The sequence below is a fragment of the Mycobacterium parmense genome (assembly GCF_010730575.1).
GTDB lineage: Bacteria > Actinomycetota > Actinomycetes > Mycobacteriales > Mycobacteriaceae > Mycobacterium > Mycobacterium parmense.
The window spans coordinates 1,992,175-2,017,522 of record NZ_AP022614.1; the positions used below are offsets into that span (position 1 = coordinate 1,992,175).

Consider the following 25,348-nt stretch of genomic DNA (forward strand, 5'->3'; position numbering starts at 1 on the left):
TCGGCTCGTCAGTCACCGTCCGGTCACGTTACGACAAAAAATCCCCTGGCGGCCTGATCAGGCGTTTTACCGCGCCCCGCGGTGTTGTAAAAGTGTCTGTAGTGACTGGTGTGAATACGCCCCGACAAGGTGCTGGTTCACCCCAGGCGTCATGGCACGACGTAGAGGCCCCGACGACGGGGCTTTCGCGCGGGCCATGCAACACGGGTCGACGAAAGGAACCCACATGAACCGCATCTACGCCTTGGTGGTCGGTGTCGCGCTGCTGGTGGCACCGTTGCCTACCGTCGCGCTGGCCGCGGCCGACCCAGGTGCGCGGGCGATGGACTACCAACAGGCCACCGACGTGGTGGTCGCACGTGGCCTCTCGATGCGCGGCGTGCCGTTCTCCTGGGCCGGCGGCGGCATCAACGGCCCCACCCGCGGCACCGGCACGGGGATCAACACCGTCGGGTTCGACGCGTCGGGCCTGATGCAGTACGCCTACGCCGGCGCGGGAATCAAGCTGCCGCGGTCCTCCGCGCAGATCTACCGGGTGGGCCAGAAGGTGCTGCCACAGCAGGCGCGCAAGGGTGACCTGATCTTCTACGGTCCCGAAGGCTCGCAGAGCGTCGCGATGTACCTGGGCAACAACCAGATGCTCGAGGTGGGCGACGTCGTTCAGGTCTCCCCCGTGCGCAGCAACGGCATGACGCCGTACCTGGTACGGGTCCTGGGAACCCAGCCGGCGCCGGGCCAGCAATCACCGTTCCAGCAGGCCCCGGCGCAACAACTGCCGACCCCGGCGCCGGCCCAGCAGGCCCCGCTGACGCAGGTCCCCGCCCAGCAGGCCCCCACCCCGCAGGCCCCGCTGACGCAGGTCCCCGCCCAGCAGGCCCCCGCCCCGCAGGCCCCGCTGACGCAGGTCCCGGCCCAGCAGGCCCCGCTGACGCAGGTCCCCGCCCAGCAGGCCCCGTTCCAGCAGCTGCCCACCCAACAGGGGCCGCCGCAGCCACTTCCCGCGCAGCAGTCGCCGTTGCAGCCGGCGACCGCCACGGCGACGCGCTAGATTCCCCGGCCGCGGGCCTGCCCACCGCCACTCGTCTCCCGTCGTCGGCACTGATCCACAGTGAGCCGACTAACGCCGCGCCCAGGGCGCCAGCGGTCGGGAGCGAGTGGCGGTTTTGGGTAAATTGGCATGAATCATGCTGAGCCTGCTGACACCGCCGCACCCACCGGCCGCCGTTGCGGCGCGGGCGTCTGCGCCGGTCAAGGAGGCCTCGGCGACCAGTTTCTACCGCCACGACCTCGACGGTCTGCGTGGCATCGCCATCGCGCTGGTGGCCATGTTCCACGTCTGGTTCGGCCGGGTCTCCGGCGGGGTGGATGTCTTCCTGGCGCTGTCGGGCTTCTTCTTCGGCGGCAAGATCCTGCGCGCCGCCCTCGACCCGGCCGTCTCGCTGTCCGTGGTGACCGAGGTGATCCGGCTGGTGCGGCGGCTGGTTCCGGCGCTGGTCGTGGTGCTCGCGGGGTGCGCGGTGCTCACCATCGTGGTGCAACCGCAGACCCGCTGGGAGACCTTCGCCGACCAGAGCCTGGCCAGCCTCGGGTACTACCAGAACTGGGAGCTCGCCAACACCGCATCGGACTATCTGCGGGCCGGCGAGGCCGTCAGCCCGTTGCAGCACATCTGGTCGATGTCGGTGCAGGGCCAGTTCTACGTCGCCTTCCTGCTGCTGGTGGCCGGGTGCGCCCACCTGGTCCGGCAGCGGTCACGCGCCCGGTTGCGCACGCTGTTCCTGGTGGTCCTCTCGGTGCTCACGGTGGCGTCGTTCGGGTATGCGATAGTCGCGCACCAGGTCAACCAGGCGACCGCCTACTACAACAGCTTCGCGCGGGGCTGGGAGCTGCTGCTGGGCGCGCTGGTCGGTGCGCTGGTGCCGTCCGTTCGCTGGTCTGCGCGGCTGCGCACGGTGCTGGCGACCGCGGCGCTGGCCGTCATCTTGTCCTGCGGGGCGCTGATCGACGGGGTGCGCGAATTCCCCGGACCGTGGACGCTGGTGCCGGTCGGGGCGAGCATGCTGATGATTCTCGCCGGGGCCAACCTGGGCGGCTCGGGCGCACAGATGCCGCTGCCCAACCGGCTGTTGGCCGCCAAGCCGCTGGTCGCCCTGGGCGCGATGGCGTACTCGCTCTACCTGTGGCACTGGCCCTTGCTGATCTTCTGGCTCTCCTACACCGGCCACCGGCACGCCGACTTCGTCGAGGGCACGGCCCTGCTGCTGGTGTCCGGCGTGCTGGCCCACCTGACCACCAAGCATGTCGAGAACCCGTTGCGCTACCGCGTCTCGGCGAAGCCGGCGCCCCCGGCGGTCCCGTGGTCGGCGCGGGTGCCCAGGCCCACGATGGCCCTGGGCTCGACGATCATCCTGCTCGGCGTCACGCTCACGGCGACCTCGTTCACGTGGCGTGAGCACGTCACGGTCCTGCGTGCCGCCGGCAAGGAACTCAGCGTGCTCAACCCGCAGGACTACCCGGGCGCCCGCGCGCTGACCGAGCACGTGCGGGTGCCCAAGCTGCCGATGCGGCCTACGGTCCTCGAGGTCAAGGACGACCTGCCCGCCTCCACGCGCGACGGCTGCATCAGCGACTTCGTCAATCCGACGGTGGTCAACTGCAGTTACGGGGACCTGAGCGCCACCCGCACCGTCGCCCTGGCCGGCGGGTCGCACGCCGAACACTGGCTGCCCGCGCTGGACGCGCTCGGCACCATGCACCACTTCAAGGTCGTGACGTATCTGAAGATGGGCTGCCCGCTGTCCACCGAGGAAGTCCCCCTGATCATGGGCAACAACGCCGCCTACCCGCAGTGCCGCGAGTGGGTCCAGCGCACCATGGCCAAGCTCGTCGAGGACCGGCCCGACTATGTCTTCACGACGTCGACCCGACCGTGGAACATCAAACCCGGCGACGTGATGCCGGCGACCTATATCGGCATTTGGCAGACGTTGTCCGACAACAACATTCCGATCCTCGCCATGCGTGACACCCCGTGGCTGGTCGAACACGGCAAGCCGCTGGACCCCGCCGACTGCCTGGCCAAGGGCGGTGACGCGCAGTCCTGTGGGGTCAAGCGTTCCGACGTGCTGGCCGACCGCAATCCCACGCTCGATTTCGTCGGCCAGTTCCCGCTGCTCAAGCCGCTCGACATGTCCGACGCGATTTGCCGTCCCGACTTCTGCCGCGCGGTCGAGGGCAACGTGCTGATCTATCACGGCGCCCACCACCTGTCCCCCACCTACGTGCGGACCATGACCACCGAACTGGGCCGTCAGATCGCCGCCGTCACCGGCTGGTGGTGAGCTTCGCGTTCGCCGGGCGCCGATAAGGTCGTGTGATGCCGAACAACAATCCTGCATCGGGCGCAGGCGCTGCCGGTAGTCAACGACCCAAGCTGGCGAAGGTATGGCCGGGCACGCCCTACCCGCTCGGGTCCTCCTACGACGGGGCCGGCACCAACTTCTCGCTGTTCTCCGAGATCGCCGAGAAGGTCGAGCTGTGCCTGATCGACGACAGCGGCGGCGAGTCGCGTATCCCCATCGAGGAGGTCGACGGATTCGTCTGGCACGCGTATCTGCCTAACATCACGCCCGGTCAGCGCTACGGGTTTCGCGTGTACGGTCCCTTCGACCCCCGGGCCGGCCACCGCTGCGACCCGAGCAAGCTCCTGCTCGATCCGTACGGCAAGGCCTTCCACGGCGATTTCGACTTCAGCCAGGCCCTGTACTCCTACGACCTCGAGGCGGTCAACCCGGACAGCGCTGACACGGCCGACCCCGGCACCCCGCCCATGGTCGACTCGCTGGGCCACACCATGACCAGCGTCGTCATCAATCCCTTCTTCGACTGGGCCTTCGACCGATCGCCCAACACGCCCTACCACGAGACCGTCATCTACGAGGCCCACGTCAAGGGCATGACCCAGAACCATCCCGGCATCCCCGAGGAACTACGCGGCACCTACGCGGGGCTGGCCCACCCGGTGGTCATCGACCACCTCAAGTCGCTCAACGTCACCGCCATCGAGCTGATGCCGGTGCACCAATTCATGCACGATTCGCGGCTGCTTGATCTGGGGTTGCGAAACTACTGGGGCTACAACACCTTTGGCTATTTCGCCCCGCACAACTCGTATGCGGCCAACCGTAAGTCCAGCGTTCCCGAGTTCAAGTCGATGGTGCGCAGCTTCCACGAGGCCGGCATCGAGGTCATCCTCGACGTGGTCTACAACCACACCGCTGAGGGCAACCACCTCGGCCCCACCATCAACTTCCGCGGCATCGACAACGCCGCCTATTACCGGCTCGTCGACACCGACCTGCGACTGTACAAGGACTACACGGGCACCGGTAACAGCCTCAACCCCCGCCACCCGCACGTCCTGCAGCTGATCATGGATTCGCTGCGCTACTGGGTGCTCGAGATGCACGTCGACGGGTTCCGCTTCGACCTGGCCGCCACGCTGGCCCGCGAGCTGCACGACGTCGACCGGCTGAGCGCGTTCTTCGATCTGGTGCAGCAGGATCCGGTGATCAGCCAGGTGAAGCTGATCGCCGAACCGTGGGACGTCGGCGAGGGCGGCTACCAGGTGGGGAACTTCCCGGGTTTGTGGACCGAGTGGAACGGGAAGTATCGCGATACTGTGCGTGACTACTGGCGGGGCGAGCCCGCAACACTCGGCGAGTTCGCGTCCCGGCTGACCGGGTCGTCGGACCTGTACGAGGCGACCGGTCGGCGCCCCAGTGCCAGCATCAACTTCGTCACCGCACACGACGGCTTCACCCTCAACGACCTCGTCTCCTACAACGAGAAGCACAACATGGCCAACGGCGAGGACAACCGCGACGGGGAAAGCCACAACCGGTCGTGGAACTGCGGCGTCGAGGGACCCACCGACGACCCCGACATCCTGGCGCTGCGGAGCCGGCAGATGCGCAACTTCTGGGCGACCCTGATGGTCAGCCAGGGCACGCCGATGATCGCGCACGGCGACGAGATCGGCCGCACCCAGAACGGCAACAACAACGTCTACTGCCAGGACTCCGAATTGTCTTGGGTGGATTGGTCTTTGGTCGACAAGAACTCGGACCTGCTGGCGTTCGCGCGCAAGGTCACCACGCTGCGCAAGCGGCACCCGGTGTTTCGGCGCCGCAGGTTCTTCGAGGGCGAGCCGATCCGCACCGGCGACGACGTGCGTGACATCGCCTGGCTGACGACGGGAGGCCAGGAGATGACGCACGAGGACTGGGGCAAGAGCCTGCACAAGTGCGTGGCGGTGTTCCTCAACGGCGACGCCATCACCGCGCCGAACGCCCGCGGCGAGCGGGTGTCCGATGACTCATTCCTGTTGTGCTTCAACGCCGATGAGCGACCGTTGGATTTCGTCTTGCCGCCCGCCGACTATGCTCAGGAATGGACCGTGGAACTGGACACCAACAACCCGGTGGGTGACGCCGATCAGGTGGTCAATGCCGAAGAGGAGATCACCGTGCCGTCACGTTCGCTCTTATTACTGCGTAAGACGTTGTGACGCATGGCCTTACCTATCCTGGCCACCTACCGGCTGCAGCTGCGTGGCGAGTCGAGCGGGTTCGCGTTCACCTTCGCCGACGCGGAGGATCTGGTGGACTACCTCGACAACCTCGGGGTGTCACACCTGTACCTCTCCCCCATCATGACCGCGACCCCGGGGTCCAACCACGGCTATGACGTCACCGATCCCACGACGGTCTCGCCCGAACTCGGCGGCCGCGACGGGCTGGCGCGACTGTCGGCAGCGGCCCGGGAACGCGGCCTCGGCCTGATCGTCGACATCGTGCCCAACCACGTCGGGATCGACCAGCCCGAACAGAACGCGTGGTGGTGGGACGTGTTGCGGCACGGCCGATCATCGGAGTATGCGACATACTTCGACATCGACTGGGACCTCGACGAGTCCGGCCGGATCGTGCTGCCCGTCCTGGGTTCCGACGACGACGTGGCCGACCTCAAGGTCGACGGGGAGTTGCTGCGACTCGGGAGTCTCGCGCTGCCCATCGCGCCCGGCACGGACGGGGGCACCGGCCCGGAGGTGCACGACCGTCAGCACTACCGGCTGGTTGGATGGCGCAACGGCGTATGTGGGTACCGGCGCTTCTTCTCGATCACCTCGCTGGCCGGCCTGCGCCAGGAAGACCGCGCCGTGTTCGACGCCACCCACGCCGAGGTCGCCCGCTGGTTCGCCGAGGGCCTGGTCGACGGCGTGCGCATCGACCACCCCGACGGATTGTCCGACCCGTGCGGGTATCTGGCGTGGCTGCGCGGATTGCTCGGCCCCGACGCCTGGATCGTGATCGAGAAGATCCTGGCGGTCGACGAAGCGCTCGAGCCCACCCTGCCGATCGGCGGCACCACCGGTTACGACGTGCTGCGCGAAGTCGGTGGCCTCTTCGTCGACCCGAGCGGCGCCCCGGCGCTGACCGCTCTCGTGGAGGCGGCCGGCATGGACTACGCCGCGACGCCGGCGATGCTGGACGAGCTCAAGGTTCGTGCGGCCACCGGCACGCTGGCGAGCGAGCTGCGCAGGCTGCGCCGCAGCGTCGCCGCGGCGGCCGGGGTGGACCACCCGCAGCTGCCCGACGCCGTGGCCGCGCTGCTCACCCACATCGACGTCTACCGGTCGGACTATCCCGGCTTGTCGGCGATCATGCCCACCGCGCTGGCCGAAACGCAGGCCGCCGCACCCGAATTGGGGCCTGCCCTGCAGGTGCTCGCCACCGCGCTGGCCCGGGGCGGCGAAGCGGCCACCCGGCTGCAGCAGCTGTGCGGCGCGGTGACCGCCAAGTCGGTCGAGGACTGCTACTTCTACCGCGACGCGCGGCTGGTCTCGCTCAACGAGGTCGGCGGCGAACCGCACCGGTTCGGTGTCGGCGCGGCGGAATTCCACCACAGCGCCGCCGGCCGCGCCCTGCGGTGGCCGCAGACGATGACGACGTTGACCACCCACGACACCAAGCGGGGCGAGGACGTGCGGGCCCGCATCGGCGTGCTGTCACAGGTCCCCTTGCTGTGGACCGAGTTCGTCGCGCGCTGGGAGAAGGACGCGCCCTCCCCCGATGCGGCTACCGGTCGGTTCCTGTGGCAGAACATCTTCGGCGTGTGGCCGGTGAACGGCGAGGTCACGGGCGAGCTGCGTGAGCGGCTGCACGCCTACACCGAGAAGGCCATCCGGGAGGCGGCCTGGCACACCTCGTGGAACGACCCGGATGCGGAATTCGAGGACGCGGTGCACGGCTGGCTGGACAGGGTGCTCGACGGCCCGGTGGCCGGGCAGCTCACCGAGCTCGTCGCCAAGCTCAACCCGCACGCCGCCGGCGACGCGCTGGGCCAGAAACTGCTGGCGCTGACCGTCCCCGGCATACCCGACGTCTACCAGGGCACCGAGCTCTGGGACGACAGCCTGGTGGACCCGGACAACCGCCGGCCCGTCGACTACGCCGCGCGCCGGGCGGCTCTCGGGGCGTTGGAACACCCCAAGATCCGGGTGGTCACCACGGCATTGCGGTTGCGGCGCTCCCGCCCCGACACCTTCGTGCACGGAGGCTACCGGCCTCTGCTCGCCGACGGCGACGCCGCTGACCACGTGGTGGCGTTCCTGCGCGGTGACGACGTGGTGGTCGCGGTGACCCGCTGGACCGTACGTCTGGCCGAAACCGGTTGGGGCAATACCGTTTTGCCGTTGCCGGACGGCACGTGGACCGACACGCTCACCGGCGCCGTCGCGGACGGACCGACGTCGGCGGCGCAGTTGTTCGCCGAGCTGCCCGTCGTACTGCTGGAGCGCCATCATGACTGAATTCCGCGTGTGGGCCCCCAAACCGGAGCTGGTGCGCCTCGATGTCGAGGGCGAGGTGCACCCGATGACCCGCTCGGATGACGGGTGGTGGCACGCATCGGTCGACGCGGCGCCCGACGCCCGGTACGGGTATCTGCTCGACGACGACCCCACCGTGCTGCCCGACCCGCGGTCGCCGCGGCAGCCCGACGGCGTGCACGCCCGCTCGCAGCTGTGGGATCCCGCCGCCGCCCGCTGGACCGACACCGACTGGCCGGGCCGGGCCGTCGAAGGCGCGGTGATCTACGAGCTGCACCTGGGGACGTTCACCGGCGAGGGCACCTTCGACGCGGCCATCGAGAAGCTGGACTATCTGGTGGATCTGGGCATCGACTTCGTCGAGCTGATGCCGGTGAACTCCTTCGCCGGCACGCACGGCTGGGGATACGACGGCGTGCTGTGGTACAGCGTGCACGAACCCTACGGCGGCCCCGACGGCCTGGTCCGGTTCGTCGACGCCTGCCACGCAAAGGGTTTGGGCGTCCTGATCGACGCGGTGTTCAATCACCTCGGGCCGTCCGGCAACTACCTGCCGAAGTTCGGGCCCTACCTGTCCTCGGCGAGCAACCCGTGGGGCGAGGGCATCAACATCGCCGACGCCGACTCCGACGAGGTGCGCCGCTACATCATCGGCTGTGCGCTGCGCTGGATGCGCGACTTCCACGCCGACGGCCTGCGCCTGGATGCCGTGCACGCGCTGGTGGACACCACCGCCATCCACATCCTCGAAGAGATGGCGACCGAAACCGACTGGCTGTCGCAGCAACTGGGCAGGCCGCTGTCGCTGATCGCCGAAAGTGACCTCAACGACCCGCGGCTGATCACTGTCCGCGATCGGGGTGGCTACGGGCTCACCGGGCAGTGGGCCGACGACATCCACCACGCCATCCACACCGCGGTGTCCGGGGAACGCCAGGGTTACTACGGGGACTTCGGCTCGCTGGCCACCCTGGCGCAGACGTTGCGGCACGGTTACTTTCACGCGGCGACGTATTCGTCCTTCCGGCACCGCCGGCACGGGCGCCCGCTGGACGCGAGTTCCATCCCGGCCACCCGACTGGTCGCCTACACCTGCACCCACGACCAGGTCGGAAACCGCGCCCTGGGTGACCGCCCGTCGCAGAACCTGACGGGCGGGCAGCTGGCCGTGAAGGCCGCCCTGGTGCTCGGATCGCCCTACACCGCAATGCTTTTCATGGGTGAGGAGTACGGCGCGTCGACACCGTTCCAGTTCTTCAGCTCACACCCCGAACCCGAGCTGGCCGAGGCGACGCGCAAGGGCCGTAAAGCCGAGTTCGCCGAGCACGGCTGGGACGCCGACGACATCCCCGACCCGCAGGACCCGGAGACGTTCCGGCGCTCCAAGCTGGACTGGGACGAGATCGACACCGGCGAGCACGCCCGCCTGCACCGGCTGTACCGCGACCTGATCGCCCTGCGCCACAACGACGCCGACCTGGCCGACCCCTGGCTGGGGAACCTGACGGTCGACTACGACGAGGACGAGCGCTGGCTCGTGATGCAGCGCGGCCGGCTGCGTATCGTATGCAACCTCGGCGCCGAGCCGGTGAAGGTGCCCGTCAGCGGCGACGTGGTGCTCGGCTGGGGCGAGCCGACCGCCGACGGCGACAGCACGCTGCTCGGGGGCCACTCATTCGCCATCCTGCGCCGCGGATAATTCGATAGCGCGGGACGGCGCGGCGGTGATACGCATTGCCGATGGACGCCGCATACCATCCCACGCCGCGCACGACGCCGACTCGCCACCGGGAGCGCGCCCGCTACGACCGCGACACCGTGCACGCCATCCTCGACGAGGCACTGATCTGCCATCTGGGCTACCTGAGCGCCGGGGAGCCGGTGGTGTTGCCCACGACGCACGCACGCCTCGGCGAGACGCTCTACCTGCACGGGTCGTCGGGCAGCGGACCGGTGCAGGCGGCCGGGGCGGCGCCGGCCGGACTGCCCGTCTGCGTCACCGTCACCCTGCTCGACGGGCTGGTGCTCGCCCGCGCCGCGCTGCACCATTCGATGAATTTTCGCTCGGTGGTGGTGCGCGGCGCCGCGCGCGTGGTCGGCGACCCGGCCGAGCGGTCGCGCGCACTGAACCGCCTGCTCGATCACGTCGCACCGGGCCGGTCCGCCGACTGCCGAGCCCCCGACGCGCGCGAACTCGCGGCGACCGGCGTGCTGGCCGTCGACCTCGCCGAGGTCTCGGCCAAGGTTCGCACCGGCGGCCCCGTCGACGACCCCGAAGACCAGTCCCTGCCGCACTGGGCCGGCGTCGTACCCCTGAGCCTGGCGGCCGGAGAGCCCAGGGCCGCAGCGGATCTCGACCCCGGCATCCCGCTGCCCGACTACCTGGGCAGAACCCGCGCGCCCTACAGCAGATACCGGTAGGCCGCCGAACCGGGCTCCAGGATCTCGACGTGGATCTCGGTCGCGCGGATGCGGGCCAGCAGCCCGTCGAGATCTGCTGACGATCCCAGCTCGATGCCCACCAGCGCCTCGCCGGTCTCGCGGTTGTTGCGTTTGACGTACTCGAACAAGGTGATGTCGTCGTTGGGCCCGAGAACGTCGAACAGGAAGCGGCGCAGCGCGCCCGGCTCCTGGGGGAAGTCCACCAGAAAATAGTGTTTGAGGCCCAGGTGAACCAGCGAGCGTTCGAGCACCTCGCCGTATCGGGACACGTCGTTGTTGCCGCCCGAGATGAGGCACACCACTACGGATCCGGGTGCGATGTCGGCTTCGAGCAGGCCCGCGACCGACAGCGCGCCCGCCGGCTCGGCGACGATGCCCTCGTTCTGGTAGAGGTCGAGCATCGCGGTGCAGACCGCCCCCTCGTCGACCGCGGTGATCGACACCATGTCACCGGCGGCGGCCAGCGCGGCGTAGGGCAGCGCGCCCGCCTGTCGCACCGCGGCGCCGTCGACGAACTGGTCGACGTGGTCCAGCGTCACCGGCTCGCCGGCGGCCAGCGCCGCCATCATCGCCGCGGCCCCGGCCGGCTCGATGCCGAGCACCGACGTGTTCGTCGTCCGCGCGGCCAGGTACGTCGTGATCCCCGCGATGCACCCGCCACCGCCCACGGGCACCACCACCAGGTCGGGTTCGCCGTCGAGCTGGGCGAGCAGTTCGACGGCGATGGTGCCCTGGCCCGCCATGGTGCGCAGGTCGTCGTACGGCGGCACCAGCGTGGCGCCGGTGCGTTCGACGTCGGCCAGCGCGGCCTCGGCGGCCAGGTCGTACGTCGTTCCCCCGACGATCAGATCGATGAACTCGCCGCCGTGGTAGCGGATCCGGTCACGCTTCTGCTTGGGCGTCTTGGCGGGCACGTAGACGCGGCCCCGCACCCCCAGCGCCCGGCACGCGAAGGCGAAACCCTGCGCGTGGTTGCCCGCCGAGGAGCACACCACGCCCGCCGACAGCTCCTCGTCGGAGAGCTGAACCAGCAGGTTGTAGGCACCGCGCAGCTTGTAGGACCGCACCACCTGCAGGTCCTCGCGCTTGAGGTACACCTGCGCGCCGGTGATCTGCGACAACCGGTCGCTGAACTGCAACGGGGTGGGCGTGACCACCGGCGCGATCCGCTCGGCCGCCGCGTCGATGTCCGCCGCGGACAGCGGCGAGGACGGGGCGTGCGGGTTGCTGCTCGGTTCGGCGGACACCGATCAATGGTGCCATGCGCACCAGCAGGCAATTAGCTAACCGGGGTCAGCACGAACACCGGGATCTGGCGGTCGGTCTTCTTCTGGTAGTCGGCGTAGTCCGGGTAGGCCGCGACGGCCCGCTCCCACCAGGTGGCCTTCTCGTCACCGAACACCTCGCGCGCGTCGTAATCGCGGGTGACGGGTCCGTCCTGCAGCTCGACCCGCGGATTCGCCTTGACGTTGTAATACCAGACGGGGTGCTTGGGAGCGCCGCCGAGCGACGCGACGATGGCGTACTCGCCGTCGTGCTCCACGCGCATCAGCGGGGTCTTGCGCAACTTGCCGGTCTTGGCCCCGATCGTGGTCAGCAGGATGATGGGCATGCCTCGCAGTTCGGCGGCCTCGGTTCCGCCGGATTCGGCGAATTTGTCGGCTTGTTCGCGGGACCAATCCCAGGGGCTCGGTGCGTATTCTCCAGAAAGCGGCATACCCGAACTCTATGCGCATCGGCCAACTGACCGGCCGACCGATCGTCAGGGCGCGGGTCCCGTCAGGTAGCGCGCCAGCACCGGCCGCAACCACCCGATCAGCGTCGCGTCGTCCATCGCGGCCAGCGCCGGCACCCCGACGACGTGGCGGGCCATCGCGACGCCCAGCACCTGAGAGCCCACCATGGCGGCGCGCTCGGCGGCGCGGTCGGGGGTCACAGCGGCCAGCGCGGGGGCCACCTGCTCGACGAACACTCCCAGCAGCGTGTCGGCCGCGGTCCGGTTGCTCGCGGCGGCCCGCAGCAGCGGCAGGAAGGATCCGTGCGGGTCCCACACGCCGATGAACAGCGGCACCAGCACGTCGGCGATGCGGTCGGGGGCGACGCCGGAGAGGTCGGGGAAGTCAATCTCGAGCCGGGACACCGCGGCGAAGAGTTCTGCCTTGCTGCCGAAGTAGTGCATGACGAGCGCGGGATCCACGCCGGCTTCCGACGCGATCGAGCGGATGGTGGTCCGCTCGAAGCCATGCGCGGCGAACTGGGCGCGCGCGACATTGAGAATCGTCTTGCTGGTGACCCTGCCGTCGCGGGATTTCGGGGCCATGCCGAAACTCTATTCAACAACTGTTGACACCACCAGGCCGCGCGCCTAGCGTCTGTTTCAACGGTTGTTGAAATCACGGACACGATAGCCGCCCCCGACCCGGAGGGAGCGAACCCATGCGCCAGTACGACGCCGACGTCCTGGTGATCGGAGCGGGCCCCACCGGCCTCACCGCCGCGGGCGACCTCGCCCGCGCCGGCCGATCGGTCACAGTGCTGGAACGCCGGCCGCACGAGAACCCGTCGAGCCGTGCGTTCGCCACCATGGCGCGCACCCTGGAGGTGCTGGACGCCCGTGGGCTGGCCGACGACCTGCTGGCGCGGGGGCACCGCGCGCCCGGCATACGGCTGTTCGCGGGCGCCTACCTCGACCTGACCCAGCTGGACTCCGCCTACCCGTTCGTGCTGGTCACTCCGCAGACCAATGTCGACGCCGCGCTGTGCCGCTACGCGCTGGACCAGGGCGCCGGCATCCGCCGCGGGGTCGAGGTGATCGCACTCGACCAGGACGACACCGGCGTGACGGTCACCGCCCGGCCCCGGGACGACGACGACCCGGCACACCGGCAGACCTGGCGGGCCTCCTACGTCGTCGGCGCCGACGGCGCGCACAGCACGGTCCGGAGCCTGGTGGGCGCCGACTTTCCCGGCAAGACGGTGCTGACGTCGATGGTGCTGGCCGACGTCAAGCTGGCCCACGGGCCCCGCGGCGGCTTGACGGTGGGCACCACGCGCGAGGTGCTCGGATTCCTGGCACCCTACGAACGCCACGACGCGGACGGCTCGTGGTATCGGGCCATGGTGTGGGACAGGGCTCATCAGGTGCCCGACACCGAGCCCGTCGACGACCCCGAGATCGTCGACACGCTCGCCCGCGCCATGCACGCCGATCTCGGCGTCGTCGACATCGGCTGGAAGTCACGCTTCCACTGCGACGAGCGGCAGGTCGCGCAGTACCGGCACGGCCGGGTGTTCCTGGCCGGGGACGCCGCGCACGTGCACTCCCCCATGGGCGGCCAGGGCATGAACACCGGCATCCAGGACGCGGCCAACCTGGGCTGGAAGCTCGACGCGGTGCTCCGCGGCGCCGACGACGGCCTGCTGGACACCTACCAGGATGAGCGCCATCCGATCGGCGAACGCGTGCTGTTGCAATCCGGACTCGTCGCGCGCGGCGCGACGCTGCACCCGCGTCCAGCCCTGTTCCTGCGAAATCTGTTGGCTCCCAATCTGCTTCGCATTCCCGCGGTACGCGACAGGGTAGCCGGCAGTTTCGCGGGCACGACGCTGCGCTACGGCCGACGTGGGCTGGTCGGCACCCGCGCCACCCAGATCCCGCTCGCGCAGGGGCGGTTGACCGAGCTGCAGCGCACACCCGGTTTCGTGCTCGTGCGCGAGCGCGGCGCCCAGCCGCCCACCGCACCCGGGCTGTTGCAGGCCGAGCGGGCCGACGCCGGCCCGGCCGTGCTCGTGCGCCCCGACGGGTACATCGCGTGGGCCGGAGCGACGGCCGACGTCCCGGAGTGGGTCACCGCCCGCGATCCGGTTCCCGCCGTTCGTTAGCCGCCGGGTCAGACGCTGGTGATGCCGCTGGCCAGCAACGAGGCGCCGGCCAGCACGAGAAGCGCCGCGAGGACCTGCCGGCGGCGGGGCCGCAGCCAGTCGTGCAGGAGCCGTAACAGCTCCTGGGTCCTCGACGGTGCGACAAGGTAGCTCACCAGGACAATCTCGACGATGGCGAGCGACCCGAGGACGAACGCGACGGCGGCGCACACCTCGGTGCCGAAGGAGGCGCCCGAGGCCACTATCGGGGTGATGACGACTAGCAGCTGAAGCGGTGGGGTGACCGCGAAGGCGCCGAGAACCGCGGCCACCCAGGTCGATCCGCTCTCCCAGGCGTCATGCGCCCGGCCGGACAGCCGCCGGATGACCGATCGGCGCCCCGTCTCGGTGTCCCGGCCGCGGCCCGCCAGCCACGAGATCGCGGCCGGAGTGCTCGAGCCCGGCACCGATGTCGACGCGCCGCCGCCCCGCGCCGGCACCGAAGCCCGTTGGCGCGCAACGAGACTGACCACGATCGCGGTGGCAACCAGGAGCAGCAGCACGCCCATGACGACCTGGACGCGCCCGACGGCGGCGTCCGCCTTCGCACCCGGGGCCAGTAAGTCGGGCGCCAGAGTCGAGGCCAGGGGCGTGAACTGCAACAGCGTCAGCAGGCCGACCAGGACAGAAACGCTCACCACCATGGCCCCCGCCCAGTAGGCGATCAGGTTCTGCACCGGCCGCGGCCGCGAGATCAGCAGCAGCGTGACGCCGAGCCGCACCGCGTCGGGCGCGGTGAGCAGCGCCAGCACCAGCACCGAGCCCCACATGGCCGGAAACGCTACCGGAGAGCGCTCGAGGCTGAATCGGTTCGCAGCGCAGGTCCTCGGGCCGGTGGCGGGCCCCGCGGGGTCAGGGCCGCGAGACTTATCAGTGCGCATCCGAGTAAGTTCCGGTTATGGGTCCCGGGCAAAGAGTCGACGCGCTGTCGCCGCTGCGCCAGGGGCGATCCAGCAAAGCCGCCCCGGCGCCCGTGCCCGAGGTGGCGCCGTCGTCGGGCTGGTCGCGGTTTGCGACCGGGATTTCCGGGAAGTTGAAGGCCGGCGCCCGCGAAGCGCGGATTCTGCGTCACCGGTTCTGACCAACCCGCTGGAAAGGGTGGACGACCATGACCGCGACGCTCATCACCGGTGCCGACGTGTGGGACGGGATCTCCGAACGCGCGCAGCGGCGACAGGTGCTGGTCGTCGACGGCCGCATCCAGCGGGTGGGCGACACCATCGAGCCGCCGGCCGGTGCGAAGGTGGTCGACCTGCCGGGCCACACCCTGACGCCGGGGTTCATGGACTGCCACACCCACGTCACGTTGGCGCCGCCGTTCGGCCCGGGCGCCGCCTCGCACTCCAGCGTCAGCAACGCCCTGAACGCGCTGCCGGTCCTGCGGGCCATCCTGATGAACGGGTTCACCACGGTGCGCGACCTCGCCTGCGCCGACGTCGACTACCCGACGATCGACCTGCGCAACGCGGTCGCGGCCGGCGTCATCGAGGGCCCGCGGATGCTGGTGGCGCCGCACATGATCTCCGCGCGCGGCGGCCACGGCGATTTCAGCGCAATGGTCGCCGGCCAGTATCAGGGCCGGCGCCGCGCGCTGGAGTTGGCGGCGGCGGACGGTGAGGACGAGATCCGCACGCGGGTGCGCCAGGAGGTCCGCGCCGGCGCCGACTGGATCAAGTTCGCCGCCACCGGCGGCTTCGCCACTCCCTCCGACGAGCCGGCCCACGCCACCTACAGTCAGCGGGAAATGGATGTGCTGGTGGCGACTGCCGCCGACCTCGACATCCCGGTCACTCCGCACAGTTACGGCGACGAGGGCATCCGGCGCGCGGTGCGCGCCGGGGTGCGCAGCGTCGAACACGGAAACCTGGCGTCGGCGGACACGCTGCGGATGATGGAGGACCATGGGGTGTTCCTGGTCCCCACCCAGTACGCGGTGCTGTCCGGCGCCCGGCGCAGTGACGACGACAGCTACTGGGACGCGCTGCCGGAGTACACCCGCCGCAAGGTGCGGCGATACCGGCCGGCGTTGTTGAACGCCGCCGAGCGGCTGGCGGCGAGCAACGTGCGGGTCGCATTTGGCACCGACGCGGGAATGTTTCCGCACCACGAGAATTGGCGCGAGTTCCCGACGATGGTGTCCACCGGCATCACGCCGCTGCGTGCGCTGCGGGCGGCCACCAGCGTCGCCGCCGAACTGCTCCGGCTGGACGACCTCGGGGCGATCGCCGAGGGCAAGATCGCCGACCTGGTGGCCATGCCGGGTGATCCCTTCGCCGACATCGACGTCACCGGCCTCGTCGACTTCGTGATGAAAGAGGGCGTGATCTACAAAAGCCCGGCCGCCTGACCAGTCAGCCGCCGGGGCGCCAGAGCTGCAGCGTGCTGGTGATCCCGGCGGGCAACTCCAGCAGCTCGATGGGCGTGCCGTCGGGGTCGTGAATGAAGAACATCCGGACGCCGCCGATGTCGACGGGCGGCTCGGCCCGAACCTCGGGGTGCTCGCGTCGCACTCTCTCGTAGGCGGCGTCGAGGTCGTCGACCCGGAACGACACGTTCGTGTAGCCCAGGTGCGGGCCGCCCGGGGTTTTCGGCAACGCCCCCAGCGACAGCAACTCGACCATGGCGCCGCCGATCAACCCGCCCACCATGCGGCCCTGCCGCGCGGCCCCACCGGTTACCGAATCCAGCGCCGCCCCTTCGAGTTCGACGTCGAAGACGACGTCCATGCCCAGCACCGCCCGGTAGAACGCGACGGACGCCGCCATGTCGGAGACGCCGACACACACGTGGGAGAAATTCTGCACGGGCAGGCTCATGGATGCTCCTTTGCGCTCACGAAACCCCGCGAGAGGGCGTGTCTGTACGCCGACACGCCGTGAACACGCTACATTTGCGCGCCCTCGCGGCCAACCGGCCGGTCAGCCGCCCAGGCAGCCCGGCCCGAGCAGCTCCTTCAGGTCGCCCATCAGCGCCGGCGATGGCGTGACGCGCAGCGAGGCGTCCAGCTCGAGCGTGGTGATCCGGTCGCCGCTGATGAGCCGCAGATGCACCTGCGAGGTCCCCGGATGCCGGGCCAGCACCTGCTTGAGAGCGCTCACCTTGTCGATCGTGCACTGCCGGGTGGGTAGGCTGACCGCCAGTGGCCGGTTCACCTGAGCGCTCGAAAAGTCCGGCACCACAAGCTCGTTGGCGATGAGCGAGATACGGTCGTCGCGGATCGCGACCTTCGCGTTGACCAGCACCACCGCATCGTCGGCGATGTCGGCGCCATAGGTCGAGTAGGCGTGCGGGAAGAACATCACCTCGATACCACCGGTGAGGTCCTCCAATTGCGCCGACGCCCAGGGCATTCCGTTCTTGTTCACCCGCCGGTTCACCGAGGCGAGGATGCCACCCACCCGCACCTGGGTCTCGTTGGCCACGTCGCCGTCCAGGATGGCCGGGATCTGGGTGTCCACCTGGGCGGCCAGCAGGTGCGCGACGCCGTTGAGCGGGTGCCCCGACACGTAGAGGCCCAGCATCTCGCGCTCGAGGGCCAGCTTGTGCTTGTCCTCCCACTCGTCGTCGGGAACCTTGATGGTGAACACCGCTTCGGTGCAACCGTCATCGCCGCCGAACAGGTCGAACTGCCCCATCGCCTCGGCCTTCTTGGTGCCCAGCACCGAGTCGACGGCGTCGGTGTGCACGAGGAACAGGCCCTTGCGGGCATGGCCGAGGGAATCGAACGCGCCGGCCTTGATCAGCGACTCGGTGACCTTCTTGTTGCAGGCCGAGATGTCGATCTTGTTCAGGTAGTCCGAGAAATCGGTGAATTTGCCCTTGCCGCTTCGGGTTTGGATCAGGGAACTCACCACGTTGGCACCGACGTTGCGCACCGCACCCAGCCCGAAGCGGATGTCCTGGCCCACCGAGGCGAAGTTCACCAGGGACTCGTTGACGTCGGGCGGCAGCACGGTGATGCCGAGCTTGCGGCAGTCGGCCAGATACACCGCGGCCTTGTCCTTGTCGTCACCCACCGACGTCAGCAGGCCGGCCATGTACTCGGCCGGGTAGTTGGCCTTCAGGTACGCGGTCCAGTACGACACCAGCCCGTACCCGGCGGCGTGCGATTTGTTGAACGCGTACCCGGCGAACGGAAGGATGGTGTCCCACAACGCTTTCACGGCTTTTTCGGAGAAGCCGTTGGCGGTCATGCCCTCGTAGAAGCCCTTGTACTCGGCTTCCAGCACCTCGAGCTTCTTCTTGCCCATCGCCTTGCGCAGCGCATCGGCCTTGCCCATCGTGTAGGAGGCGACCTTCTGGGCGATGAACATGATCTGCTCTTGGTAGACGATCAATCCGTATGTCTCGGACAGGATCTCGCGTAGCGGCTCCTCGAGCTCCGGGTGGATCGGCTTGATGGCCTGCCGGTTGTTCTTGCGGTCGGCGTAGTCGTTGTGGGCATTCATGCCCATCGGCCCGGGGCGGTAGAGGGCCAGCACGGCGACGATGTCGTTGAACTCGGTGGGCTGCATCCGGCGCAGCAGGTCGCGCATCGGGCCGCCGTCGAGCTGGAACACCCCGAGCGTGTCGCCGCGGCCCAGCAGCTCGTAGGTGGGCTTGTCATCCAGCGGCACCGACTCGAGGTCGAGGTCGATCCCCCGGTTGGCCTTGATGTTCTCCAGCGCGTCGCCGATGATCGTCAGGTTGCGCAGGCCCAGGAAGTCCATCTTCAGCAGGCCGATGGCCTCACACGACGGGTAGTCCCAGCCGGTGATGATGGCGCCGTCCTGCGGACGCTTCCACAGCGGGATGGCCTCGGTGAGCGGCTCGCTGCTCATGATCACCGCGCAGGCGTGCACGCCGGCGTTGCGGATCAGGCCCTCCAGCCCGCGCGCGGTCTGGTAGATGGTGCGCACGTCGGGATCGGTCTCGATCAGGCCGCGGACCTCGGCGGCCTCCTTGTAGCGCTCGTGGTTCGGATCGGTGATGCCCGACAGCGGGATGTCCTTGGCCATGATTGGCGGCGGCAAGGCCTTGGTGATCCGGTCGGCGATGGCGAAGCCGGGCTGGCCGTAGTGGATGCGCGCCGAGTCCTTCAGCGCGGCCTTGGTTTTGATGGTGCCGAAGGTGATCACCTGAGCCACCCGGTCGGAGCCCCACTTGTCGGCGGCGTAGCGCACCATCTCGCCGCGCCTGCGGTCGTCGAAGTCGATGTCGATATCGGGGGCCGACGGGCGTTCGGGGTTGAGGAACCGCTCGAACAGCAGGCCGTGCGGGATGGGGTCGATGTTGGTGATGCCCAGCGCGTAGGCCACCAGCGAACCCGCCGCCGAGCCGCGGCCCGGTCCCACCCGGATGTCGACCGAGCGCGCGTAGTTGATCAGGTCCGCGACGATCAGGAAGTAGGACGGGAAACCCTTGTCGCAGATGACCTTGATCTCGTACTCGGCCCGGTCGATGTAGTCCTGGCCGACGCCCGACGGGAACCGGCGCCGCAGTCCCGCCAGTACCTCGTGATGCAGCCAGGACGCCTGATCGTGGCCCTCGGGCACCGGGAAGATCGGCATCCGGTCGCGCGGTTCCCACACGTCGGCGTAGGACTGCACCCGCTCGGCGATCAGCAGCGTGGAGTCGCACGCGCCGGCCACCTCGCCGTCCCAGATCTGGCGCATCTCGGCGGCCGACTTCAGGTAGTAGCCGTCGCCGTCGAACTTGAAGCGGTTCGGGTCCGACAGCGTCTTGCCGGTCTGCACGCACAGCAGCGCCTCGTGGTTGTGCGCGGCGTCGCGGGTGACGTAGTGGCAGTCGTTGGTGGCCAGTGGCGGGATGCCGAGCTTGCGGCCGATTTCCAGCAGGCCCTCGCGGACCCGCTGCTCGATGGACAGCCCGTGGTCCATCAACTCCAGGAAGTAGTTGTGGGCGCCGAAGATCTCGCGCCACTTCGCGGCCGATTCCAGCGCCTCGCGCTCCTGGCCCAGCCGCAGCCGGGTTTGCACCTCTCCCGACGGGCACCCCGTCGTGGCGATGATGCCGGTGGAGTTCTCGGCGATCAGCTCGGCGTCCATCCGCGACCACTTGCCGAGCTGGCCCTCGAAGGACGCCAGCGAGGACAGCTTGAACAGGTTGCGCAGGCCGGTGGCGTTCTCGGCCACCATCGTCAGGTGCGTGTAGGAGCCGCTGCCCGAGACGTCGTCGGACTTCTGGCCGGGGTCGCCCCACAGGATCCGTCGGGTGTCGAAGCGTGAAGCGGGGGCGATGTAGGCCTCGACACCGATGATCGGCTTGATTCCGGCCTTCGCGGCGGCGTTGTAGAACTCGCTCGCGCCGAACATGTTTCCGTGGTCGGTCATGCCGACCGCCGGCATGCCCAGGCGTTCCACCTCGGCCAGCATCGGCGTGATCTTCGCGGCACCGTCCAGCATCGAGTACTCGGTGTGGTTGTGCAGGTGCACGAAGGAGGATTGGTTCATAGGGACGCCAGTGTATGACTCAGCACCGACGCGTTGCGGGCGTGTCGCGAAGTGTGTCTTGCGCTCCGCCGGCGGCCGTATGGAATCTAAGGTGGGCGCTATGAGTGAGGCCGACGAGTGGTCCGCCGATGCGTCGCCATGGTCGGCACGGGAGTCCGAGCTGCTCGCGGTGACCCTGCGCCTGCTGCAGGAGCACGGGTACGAGCGGCTGACGGTCGACGCGGTGGCCGGCGCCGCCCACGCCAGCAAGGCCACGGTGTACCGGCACTGGCCGTCGAAGGCCGAACTGGTGCTGGCCGCCTTCATCGACGGCATCCGCGAGGTGGCGGTCCCGCCGAACACCGGGACGTTGCGGGGCGATCTGCTGGCCGTGGGCGAGAACATCTGCCTGCAGGCGCATCAGCACGCCGGCACCATCCGGGCCGTGCTGGTCGCGGTCTCGCGGCACCCCGCGCTCAACGACGCTCTGCAGCATCAGTTCCTGGATCAGCGCAAGGCCCTCGTCCGGCACATCATGCGGCAGGCCGTCGAGCGAGGGGAGATCGCCGAGTCCGCGGCCACCGAGGAGCTGTGGGACCTGCTGCCGGGATACCTCATCTACCGGTCCATCATTCCCGGCCGGCCGCCCACCCGCGAGACGGTGCAGACCCTGGTCGACGGCTTCCTGATGCCCGGCCTCACCCGACCGGCCGAGTAGCCGGAACCGGAAAAAAGTGTACGCCAGCGTCTCTTGTGCAGTACTGATCAGTACCGTACCGTCAGAGCGGACGGTCGCACCGGCCCGGCCGATGGCGACCACCGCGCCCGAGCATCGAAAGGCGAACGGGTGAAGGGGCTTCCGATTGCATCCCTGGTGAAGCGAGGGTGGATGGTGTTGGTGGCGGTCCTCGTCGTCGTCACCGCGGGGTTCGCCATCTACCGACTCCACTCGATCTTCGGTTCCGACAGCAGCGCCTCGGCCAACCACGGCCTGTCCAACGAGATCGTCCCGTTCAACCCCAAACAGGTGGTGCTCGAGGTGTTCGGCGCGCCGGGCGCGGTGGCCACCATCAACTACCTGGACGTCAACGCCCAGCCGCAGCAGGTGAAGAACGCTCCCCTGCCCTGGTCGTACACGATCACCACGACCGAGCCGGCCGTGGTCGGCAACGTCGTGGCGCAGGGCGACGGCAACGTGCTCGGCTGCCGCATCATCGTCAACGGTGAGGTCAAGGACGAACGCACCGTCGACAAAGCCGACGCCTACACCTTCTGCCTGGACAAATCCGGATGACCGGCCCAGAAGCCCCGCGGCCCTCCGTCCCGCGCGCCATCCGCCGTCTCTCCTTGCCCATCCTGCTGTTCTGGGTGGCGCTGGCCGCCATCACCAACATCGCCGTGCCGCAGCTGGAAGAAGTCGGAAAGACCCACAACGTGGCGCTGAACTCACCGGACGCGCCGGCGCTGAAGGCCATCAAGCGCATCGGGCAGGTGTTCGGCGAGTTCGACACCGACAGCTCGGCCATGATCGTGCTGGAAGGCGACAAGCCGCTGGGCGCCGACGCCCACCGCTACTACGACGCGATGGTCCGCAAGCTCGAACAGGACAAGAAGCACGTCGAGCACGTCCAGGACTTCTGGGGCGACACCCTGACCGCCGCCGGCTCGCAGAGCAGCGACGGCAAGGCCGCCTACGTCCAGGTATTCCTGACCGGCAACCAGGGCTCGGCGCAGGCCAACGAATCCGTGGCCGCCATCCGCGACATCGTCGAGCACACCCCCCCGCCGCCCGGCGTCAAGGCCTACGTGACCGGGGCGGCGCCGCTGATCTCCGACCAGTTCGACGTCGGCAGCAAGGGCACCGCCAAGGTCACCGGGATCACCGTCGGCGTCATCGCGGTGATGTTGCTCTTCGTCTACCGATCCTTGTTCACGATGCTGCTGGTTCTCATCACGGTGCTCATCGAAATGGCGGCCGCCCGAGGCATCGTCGCTTTCCTCGGCAACGCGGGCGTGATCGGGCTGTCGACCTACGCGACGAACCTGCTGACCTTGCTGGTGATCGCCGCCGGAACGGACTACGCGATCTTCGTCGTCGGCCGATATCAGGAAGCGCGCGGCACCGGGGAGAGCAAGGAATCCGCGTTCTACACCATGTTTCACGGGACGGCCCACATCGTCCTGGGGTCGGGCCTGACCGTCGCCGGCGCGGTGGCCTGCCTGAGCTTCACCCGGCTGCCGTACTTCCAGAGCCTGGGAATCCCGGCCGCTCTGGGCATCCTCGTCGCGCTGTTCGCCTCGCTGACGCTGGGCCCGGCCATGCTCACCCTGGGCGCCGCCGTGGGCGTCTTCGAGCCGAAGCGGGCGATGCGAACGCGCGGCTGGCGGCGCATCGGCACGGCGATCGTCCGCTGGCCCGGCGCCGTCCTGGCGGGGGCGTCCGCGCTGGCCCTCGTCGGCCTGCTGGCATTGCCGGGATACAAGACGAGTTACGACACCCGCCCCTACATGCCCGAGAGCGCGCCCGCCAACGTGGGTTACACCGCCGCGGAACGGCACTTCTCGCGCGCCCGGCTGGAACCCGAGCTGCTGATGGTCGAGACCAACCACGACATGCGCGATCCGGCCGACATGCTGATCCTCGACCGGGTGGCCAAGGCCGTGTTCCACGTTCCCGGCGTGGCCCAGGTGCAGACCATCACCAGGCCGCTGGGAACCCCGCTCGACCACAGCTCCCTGGCCTTCGTCGTCAGCAATCAGAGCGCCGGACAGCAGGAGAACCTGACCTATCAACAGGATCGGGCGGACGACCTGCGCAAGCAGGCCGGTGAGCTGGGCAAGACCATCGGCATTCTGAAGCAGCAGTACGTGCTGCAGCAGCAGCTCGCCGCCTCCACCCACAGCGAGGCGCAGAACTTCCACGACACGGTCGACACCATCAAGGACGTGCGTGACAAGATCGCCAACTTCGACGACTTCTTCCGGCCGCTTCGCAGCTACTTCTACTGGGAGAAGCACTGCTACGACATTCCCGTCTGCTTTGCGATCCGCTCGGTTCTCGACGTGCTCGACAGCGTCGACCAGCTCACCGAGAAGTTCGAAAACCTCACGGCCACACTGGACAAGCTCGACGCGCTGCAGCCCAAACTCGTGGCGCTGATCCCACCGCAGATCTCCAGCCAGGAGATCAACCGCGAACTGACGATGGCGAGCTATGCCACCCAGTCCGGGATCTACGCGCAGACTCAGGCCGCGATCGACAACGCGACCGCGCTCGGGCGTGCCTTCGACGCCGCAAAGAACGACGACAGCTTCTACCTGCCCCCCGAGGTCTTCAACAACCCCGACTTCAAGCGCGGGCTGAAACTGTTCCTCTCCCCCGACGGCAAGGCCGCCCGGATGATCATCACCCATGAGGGTGACCCCGCCACTCCCGAGGACATCGCGCACATCGAGCCGATCAGGAAGGCCGCGCACGAGGCCCTGAAGGGCACGCCGATGGCGGACGCCGGCATCTACATCGGCGGCACCGCGGCGACCTACAAGGACATCCAGGACGGCGCCAAGTACGACCTGCTGATCGTGGGGCTCGCCGCGCTGAGCCTCATCCTGCTGATCATGATGATCATCACGCGCAGCCTGATCGCCGCGCTGGTCATCGTCGGCACGGTCGCGCTGTCGCTGGGCGCCTCGTTCGGGCTGTCGGTGCTGGTGTGGCAGTACATGTTCGGCATCCAGCTGTACTGGGTGGTGCTGGCGCTGGCCGTCATCCTGCTGCTGGCGGTCGGATCCGACTACAACCTGCTGCTGATCTCGCGCTTCAAGGAGGAGATCCATGCCGGCCTGAAGACCGGCATCATCCGCGCCATGGCCGGCTCGGGCTCGGTGGTCACCTCCGCGGGCCTGGTGTTCGCGGTCACCATGTGCGCGTTCGTGTTCAGCGGTTTCCAGGTCCTCGGTCAGATCGGGACGACGATCGGCCTCGGTCTGCTGTTCGACACGCTCATCGTGAGGTCGTTCATGACGCCTTCTGTCGCAACGCTTCTCGGGCGCTGGTTCTGGTGGCCGCAGCGCGTGCGCCCACGTCCGGCCAGCCAGATGCTGCGTCCTTACGGGTCGCGCACGGCTGTCCGCCAGTTGCTGTTGTGGGAGGACGACGACCGCACGGTGATGCCGGCCGCCCGCTGATTTCAGGCGTACCGCTCGACGAACTGCTTGAGCGACTTGTCCACGTCATTCCTGACGGCGCGGGCCGCGGCCGAGCCGACCGGGCCGAACAACGCGCGCCCGCCCAGTTCCAGGCGCAGGCCCAGCGCCGAGCCCTCGTCCGTCGGGCGCACGGTGAGCGTGACGGAGTACCTCGTGCCGCCTTTGCCGGAGCCCGACAGCGCGACCTGGCGCGGCGGGTCCCACTTCGTCACGGTCCACGTCACCCGGTTGCGAAAACCCTTGGCGCGCGCCACCCCCACCACCTGGGTTCCCTCGGCCAGCTCGGCGGGCAGCTCGCTGCGCCAGCCCTCGTGCATCACCAGCCAATCGCCGAGCTCCGAGAGATCGGAGACGTGCTCCCACATCCGCTGCGGACTCATGGGCACGTCGGCGGTCATGTCAACAGCGGCCATCGCACGACCCTATCCCGGCGCGCGGTCACATCCGCCACGCC

Annotated in this window: 18 protein-coding genes and 1 pseudogene; 12 read left to right on the forward strand and 7 right to left on the reverse strand. The window is 68.8% G+C overall.

From position 1 onward, the window contains the following. Window positions 1-226: 226 nt before the first annotated feature. The 6 genes and pseudogenes from ripD to G6N48_RS08880 all read left to right on the forward strand — a co-directional run. Window positions 227-895 (forward strand): annotated as a pseudogene (gene ripD, locus G6N48_RS08855) (NlpC/P60 family peptidoglycan-binding protein RipD); the annotation flags it as partial. A gap of 292 nt (window positions 896-1,187) precedes the next feature. Next, window positions 1,188-3,341 (forward strand): acyltransferase family protein, encoded by a 2,154-nt coding sequence (locus G6N48_RS08860; protein WP_232066774.1) that lies wholly within the window; start codon window positions 1,188-1,190, stop codon window positions 3,339-3,341. Window positions 3,342-3,376: 35 nt separating this feature from the next. Beyond that, the gene (gene glgX, locus G6N48_RS08865) at window positions 3,377-5,569 is read left to right on the forward strand and encodes a glycogen debranching protein GlgX (RefSeq protein WP_085269550.1); all 2,193 of its coding nucleotides are present in this window, start codon (window positions 3,377-3,379) and stop codon (window positions 5,567-5,569) included. Window positions 5,570-5,572: 3 nt separating this feature from the next. After that, window positions 5,573-7,873 carry a malto-oligosyltrehalose synthase gene (treY, locus tag G6N48_RS08870; protein WP_085269551.1) on the forward strand — a complete coding sequence of 767 codons (2,301 nt, stop codon included), beginning with the start codon at window positions 5,573-5,575 and terminating at the stop codon, window positions 7,871-7,873. Further along, entirely contained in the window at window positions 7,866-9,590 is a 1,725-nt protein-coding gene (gene treZ / locus G6N48_RS08875) for a malto-oligosyltrehalose trehalohydrolase (RefSeq protein WP_085269552.1), read from the forward strand. Before treY ends, treZ begins: the two co-directional genes overlap by 8 nt. 41 nt (window positions 9,591-9,631) lie before the next feature. After that, window positions 9,632-10,312 (forward strand): pyridoxamine 5'-phosphate oxidase family protein, encoded by a 681-nt coding sequence (locus G6N48_RS08880; protein ID WP_085269553.1) that lies wholly within the window; start codon window positions 9,632-9,634, stop codon window positions 10,310-10,312. On the opposite strand, the gene ilvA is transcribed toward G6N48_RS08880, so the two are convergent. Genes ilvA through G6N48_RS08895 form a run of 3 tightly spaced genes read right to left on the reverse strand, consistent with a single transcriptional unit; the run spans window position 10,294 to window position 12,653 of the window. Continuing rightward, window positions 10,294-11,580, reverse strand: coding sequence for a threonine ammonia-lyase (gene ilvA, locus G6N48_RS08885; protein ID WP_085269554.1), 1,287 nt, complete (start codon window positions 11,578-11,580; stop codon window positions 10,294-10,296). The two genes, G6N48_RS08880 and ilvA, sit on opposite strands and share 19 nt — an antisense overlap. A gap of 32 nt (window positions 11,581-11,612) precedes the next feature. Then, the gene (locus tag G6N48_RS08890) at window positions 11,613-12,050 is read right to left on the reverse strand and encodes a nitroreductase family deazaflavin-dependent oxidoreductase (RefSeq protein ID WP_085269555.1); all 438 of its coding nucleotides are present in this window, start codon (window positions 12,048-12,050) and stop codon (window positions 11,613-11,615) included. Window positions 12,051-12,095: 45 nt separating this feature from the next. Next, window positions 12,096-12,653 (reverse strand): TetR/AcrR family transcriptional regulator, encoded by a 558-nt coding sequence (locus tag G6N48_RS08895; RefSeq protein ID WP_085269556.1) that lies wholly within the window; start codon window positions 12,651-12,653, stop codon window positions 12,096-12,098. Between the two features lie 116 nt (window positions 12,654-12,769). Here G6N48_RS08895 and G6N48_RS08900 point away from each other — a divergent pair, with 116 nt between their 5' ends. Further along, window positions 12,770-14,215 carry an FAD-dependent oxidoreductase gene (locus tag G6N48_RS08900; RefSeq protein ID WP_085269557.1) on the forward strand — a complete coding sequence of 482 codons (1,446 nt, stop codon included), beginning with the start codon at window positions 12,770-12,772 and terminating at the stop codon, window positions 14,213-14,215. Between the two features lie 8 nt (window positions 14,216-14,223). Here G6N48_RS08900 and G6N48_RS08905 read toward each other — a convergent pair whose 3' ends face one another. Beyond that, a complete protein-coding gene (locus G6N48_RS08905) occupies window positions 14,224-15,024 on the reverse strand; it encodes a GAP family protein (RefSeq protein ID WP_161494214.1) in 801 nt (266 codons plus the stop codon). Window positions 15,025-15,152: 128 nt separating this feature from the next. On the opposite strand from G6N48_RS08905, the gene G6N48_RS08910 reads away from it, so the two are divergent. Next, window positions 15,153-15,335 carry a hypothetical protein gene (locus G6N48_RS08910; protein WP_085269559.1) on the forward strand — a complete coding sequence of 61 codons (183 nt, stop codon included), beginning with the start codon at window positions 15,153-15,155 and terminating at the stop codon, window positions 15,333-15,335. 27 nt (window positions 15,336-15,362) lie between these two features. Further along, window positions 15,363-16,601 (forward strand): metal-dependent hydrolase family protein, encoded by a 1,239-nt coding sequence (locus G6N48_RS08915; protein WP_085269560.1) that lies wholly within the window; start codon window positions 15,363-15,365, stop codon window positions 16,599-16,601. Window positions 16,602-16,605: 4 nt separating this feature from the next. Here the strand turns inward: G6N48_RS08915 and G6N48_RS08920 are convergent, their stop codons facing one another. Then, a complete protein-coding gene (locus G6N48_RS08920) occupies window positions 16,606-17,070 on the reverse strand; it encodes a VOC family protein (protein ID WP_085269561.1) in 465 nt (154 codons plus the stop codon). 102 nt (window positions 17,071-17,172) lie between these two features. After that, on the reverse strand, window positions 17,173-20,706 hold the full coding sequence (dnaE, locus tag G6N48_RS08925) for a DNA polymerase III subunit alpha (protein WP_085269562.1): 3,534 nt from the start codon (window positions 20,704-20,706) through the stop codon (window positions 17,173-17,175). A 100-nt stretch (window positions 20,707-20,806) separates the two neighbouring features. Between dnaE and G6N48_RS08930 the strand changes: the two genes are divergently transcribed. The 3 genes from G6N48_RS08930 (at window position 20,807) to G6N48_RS08940 (ending at window position 24,873) form a co-directional block, all read left to right on the forward strand. Continuing rightward, complete coding sequence (locus G6N48_RS08930) at window positions 20,807-21,403, forward strand: TetR/AcrR family transcriptional regulator (RefSeq protein ID WP_085269563.1); 597 nt, start codon at window positions 20,807-20,809, stop codon at window positions 21,401-21,403. A 171-nt stretch (window positions 21,404-21,574) separates the two neighbouring features. Continuing rightward, on the forward strand, window positions 21,575-21,979 hold the full coding sequence (locus G6N48_RS08935; RefSeq protein WP_085269564.1) for an MmpS family transport accessory protein: 405 nt from the start codon (window positions 21,575-21,577) through the stop codon (window positions 21,977-21,979). Further along, window positions 21,976-24,873: an MMPL/RND family transporter gene (locus G6N48_RS08940; protein WP_085269565.1), complete on the forward strand. Its 2,898-nt coding sequence runs from the start codon at window positions 21,976-21,978 to the stop codon at window positions 24,871-24,873. Before G6N48_RS08935 ends, G6N48_RS08940 begins: the two co-directional genes overlap by 4 nt. A gap of 2 nt (window positions 24,874-24,875) precedes the next feature. On the opposite strand, the gene G6N48_RS08945 is transcribed toward G6N48_RS08940, so the two are convergent. Further along, window positions 24,876-25,307, reverse strand: a complete 432-nt coding sequence (locus G6N48_RS08945) for a type II toxin-antitoxin system Rv0910 family toxin (protein WP_085269566.1) — start codon at window positions 25,305-25,307, stop codon at window positions 24,876-24,878. Window positions 25,308-25,348 lie beyond the last annotated feature (41 nt).

Coding starts and splice junctions, on each gene's coding strand:
- glgX (WP_085269550.1), top strand. CDS start 3,377: ATGCCGAACAACAATCCTGCATCGGGCGCAGGCGCTGCCGGTAGTCAA.
- treY (WP_085269551.1), top strand. CDS start 5,573: ATGGCCTTACCTATCCTGGCCACCTACCGGCTGCAGCTGCGTGGCGAG.
- treZ (WP_085269552.1), top strand. CDS start 7,866: ATGACTGAATTCCGCGTGTGGGCCCCCAAACCGGAGCTGGTGCGCCTC.
- G6N48_RS08880 (WP_085269553.1), top strand. CDS start 9,632: ATGGACGCCGCATACCATCCCACGCCGCGCACGACGCCGACTCGCCAC.
- G6N48_RS08890 (WP_085269555.1), bottom strand. CDS start 12,050: ATGCCGCTTTCTGGAGAATACGCACCGAGCCCCTGGGATTGGTCCCGC.
- G6N48_RS08895 (WP_085269556.1), bottom strand. CDS start 12,653: ATGGCCCCGAAATCCCGCGACGGCAGGGTCACCAGCAAGACGATTCTC.
- G6N48_RS08900 (WP_085269557.1), top strand. CDS start 12,770: ATGCGCCAGTACGACGCCGACGTCCTGGTGATCGGAGCGGGCCCCACC.
- G6N48_RS08905 (WP_161494214.1), bottom strand. CDS start 15,024: ATGTGGGGCTCGGTGCTGGTGCTGGCGCTGCTCACCGCGCCCGACGCG.
- G6N48_RS08910 (WP_085269559.1), top strand. CDS start 15,153: ATGGGTCCCGGGCAAAGAGTCGACGCGCTGTCGCCGCTGCGCCAGGGG.
- G6N48_RS08915 (WP_085269560.1), top strand. CDS start 15,363: ATGACCGCGACGCTCATCACCGGTGCCGACGTGTGGGACGGGATCTCC.
- G6N48_RS08920 (WP_085269561.1), bottom strand. CDS start 17,070: ATGAGCCTGCCCGTGCAGAATTTCTCCCACGTGTGTGTCGGCGTCTCC.
- dnaE (WP_085269562.1), bottom strand. CDS start 20,706: ATGAACCAATCCTCCTTCGTGCACCTGCACAACCACACCGAGTACTCG.
- G6N48_RS08930 (WP_085269563.1), top strand. CDS start 20,807: ATGAGTGAGGCCGACGAGTGGTCCGCCGATGCGTCGCCATGGTCGGCA.
- G6N48_RS08935 (WP_085269564.1), top strand. CDS start 21,575: ATGGTGTTGGTGGCGGTCCTCGTCGTCGTCACCGCGGGGTTCGCCATC.
- G6N48_RS08940 (WP_085269565.1), top strand. CDS start 21,976: ATGACCGGCCCAGAAGCCCCGCGGCCCTCCGTCCCGCGCGCCATCCGC.
- G6N48_RS08945 (WP_085269566.1), bottom strand. CDS start 25,307: ATGGCCGCTGTTGACATGACCGCCGACGTGCCCATGAGTCCGCAGCGG.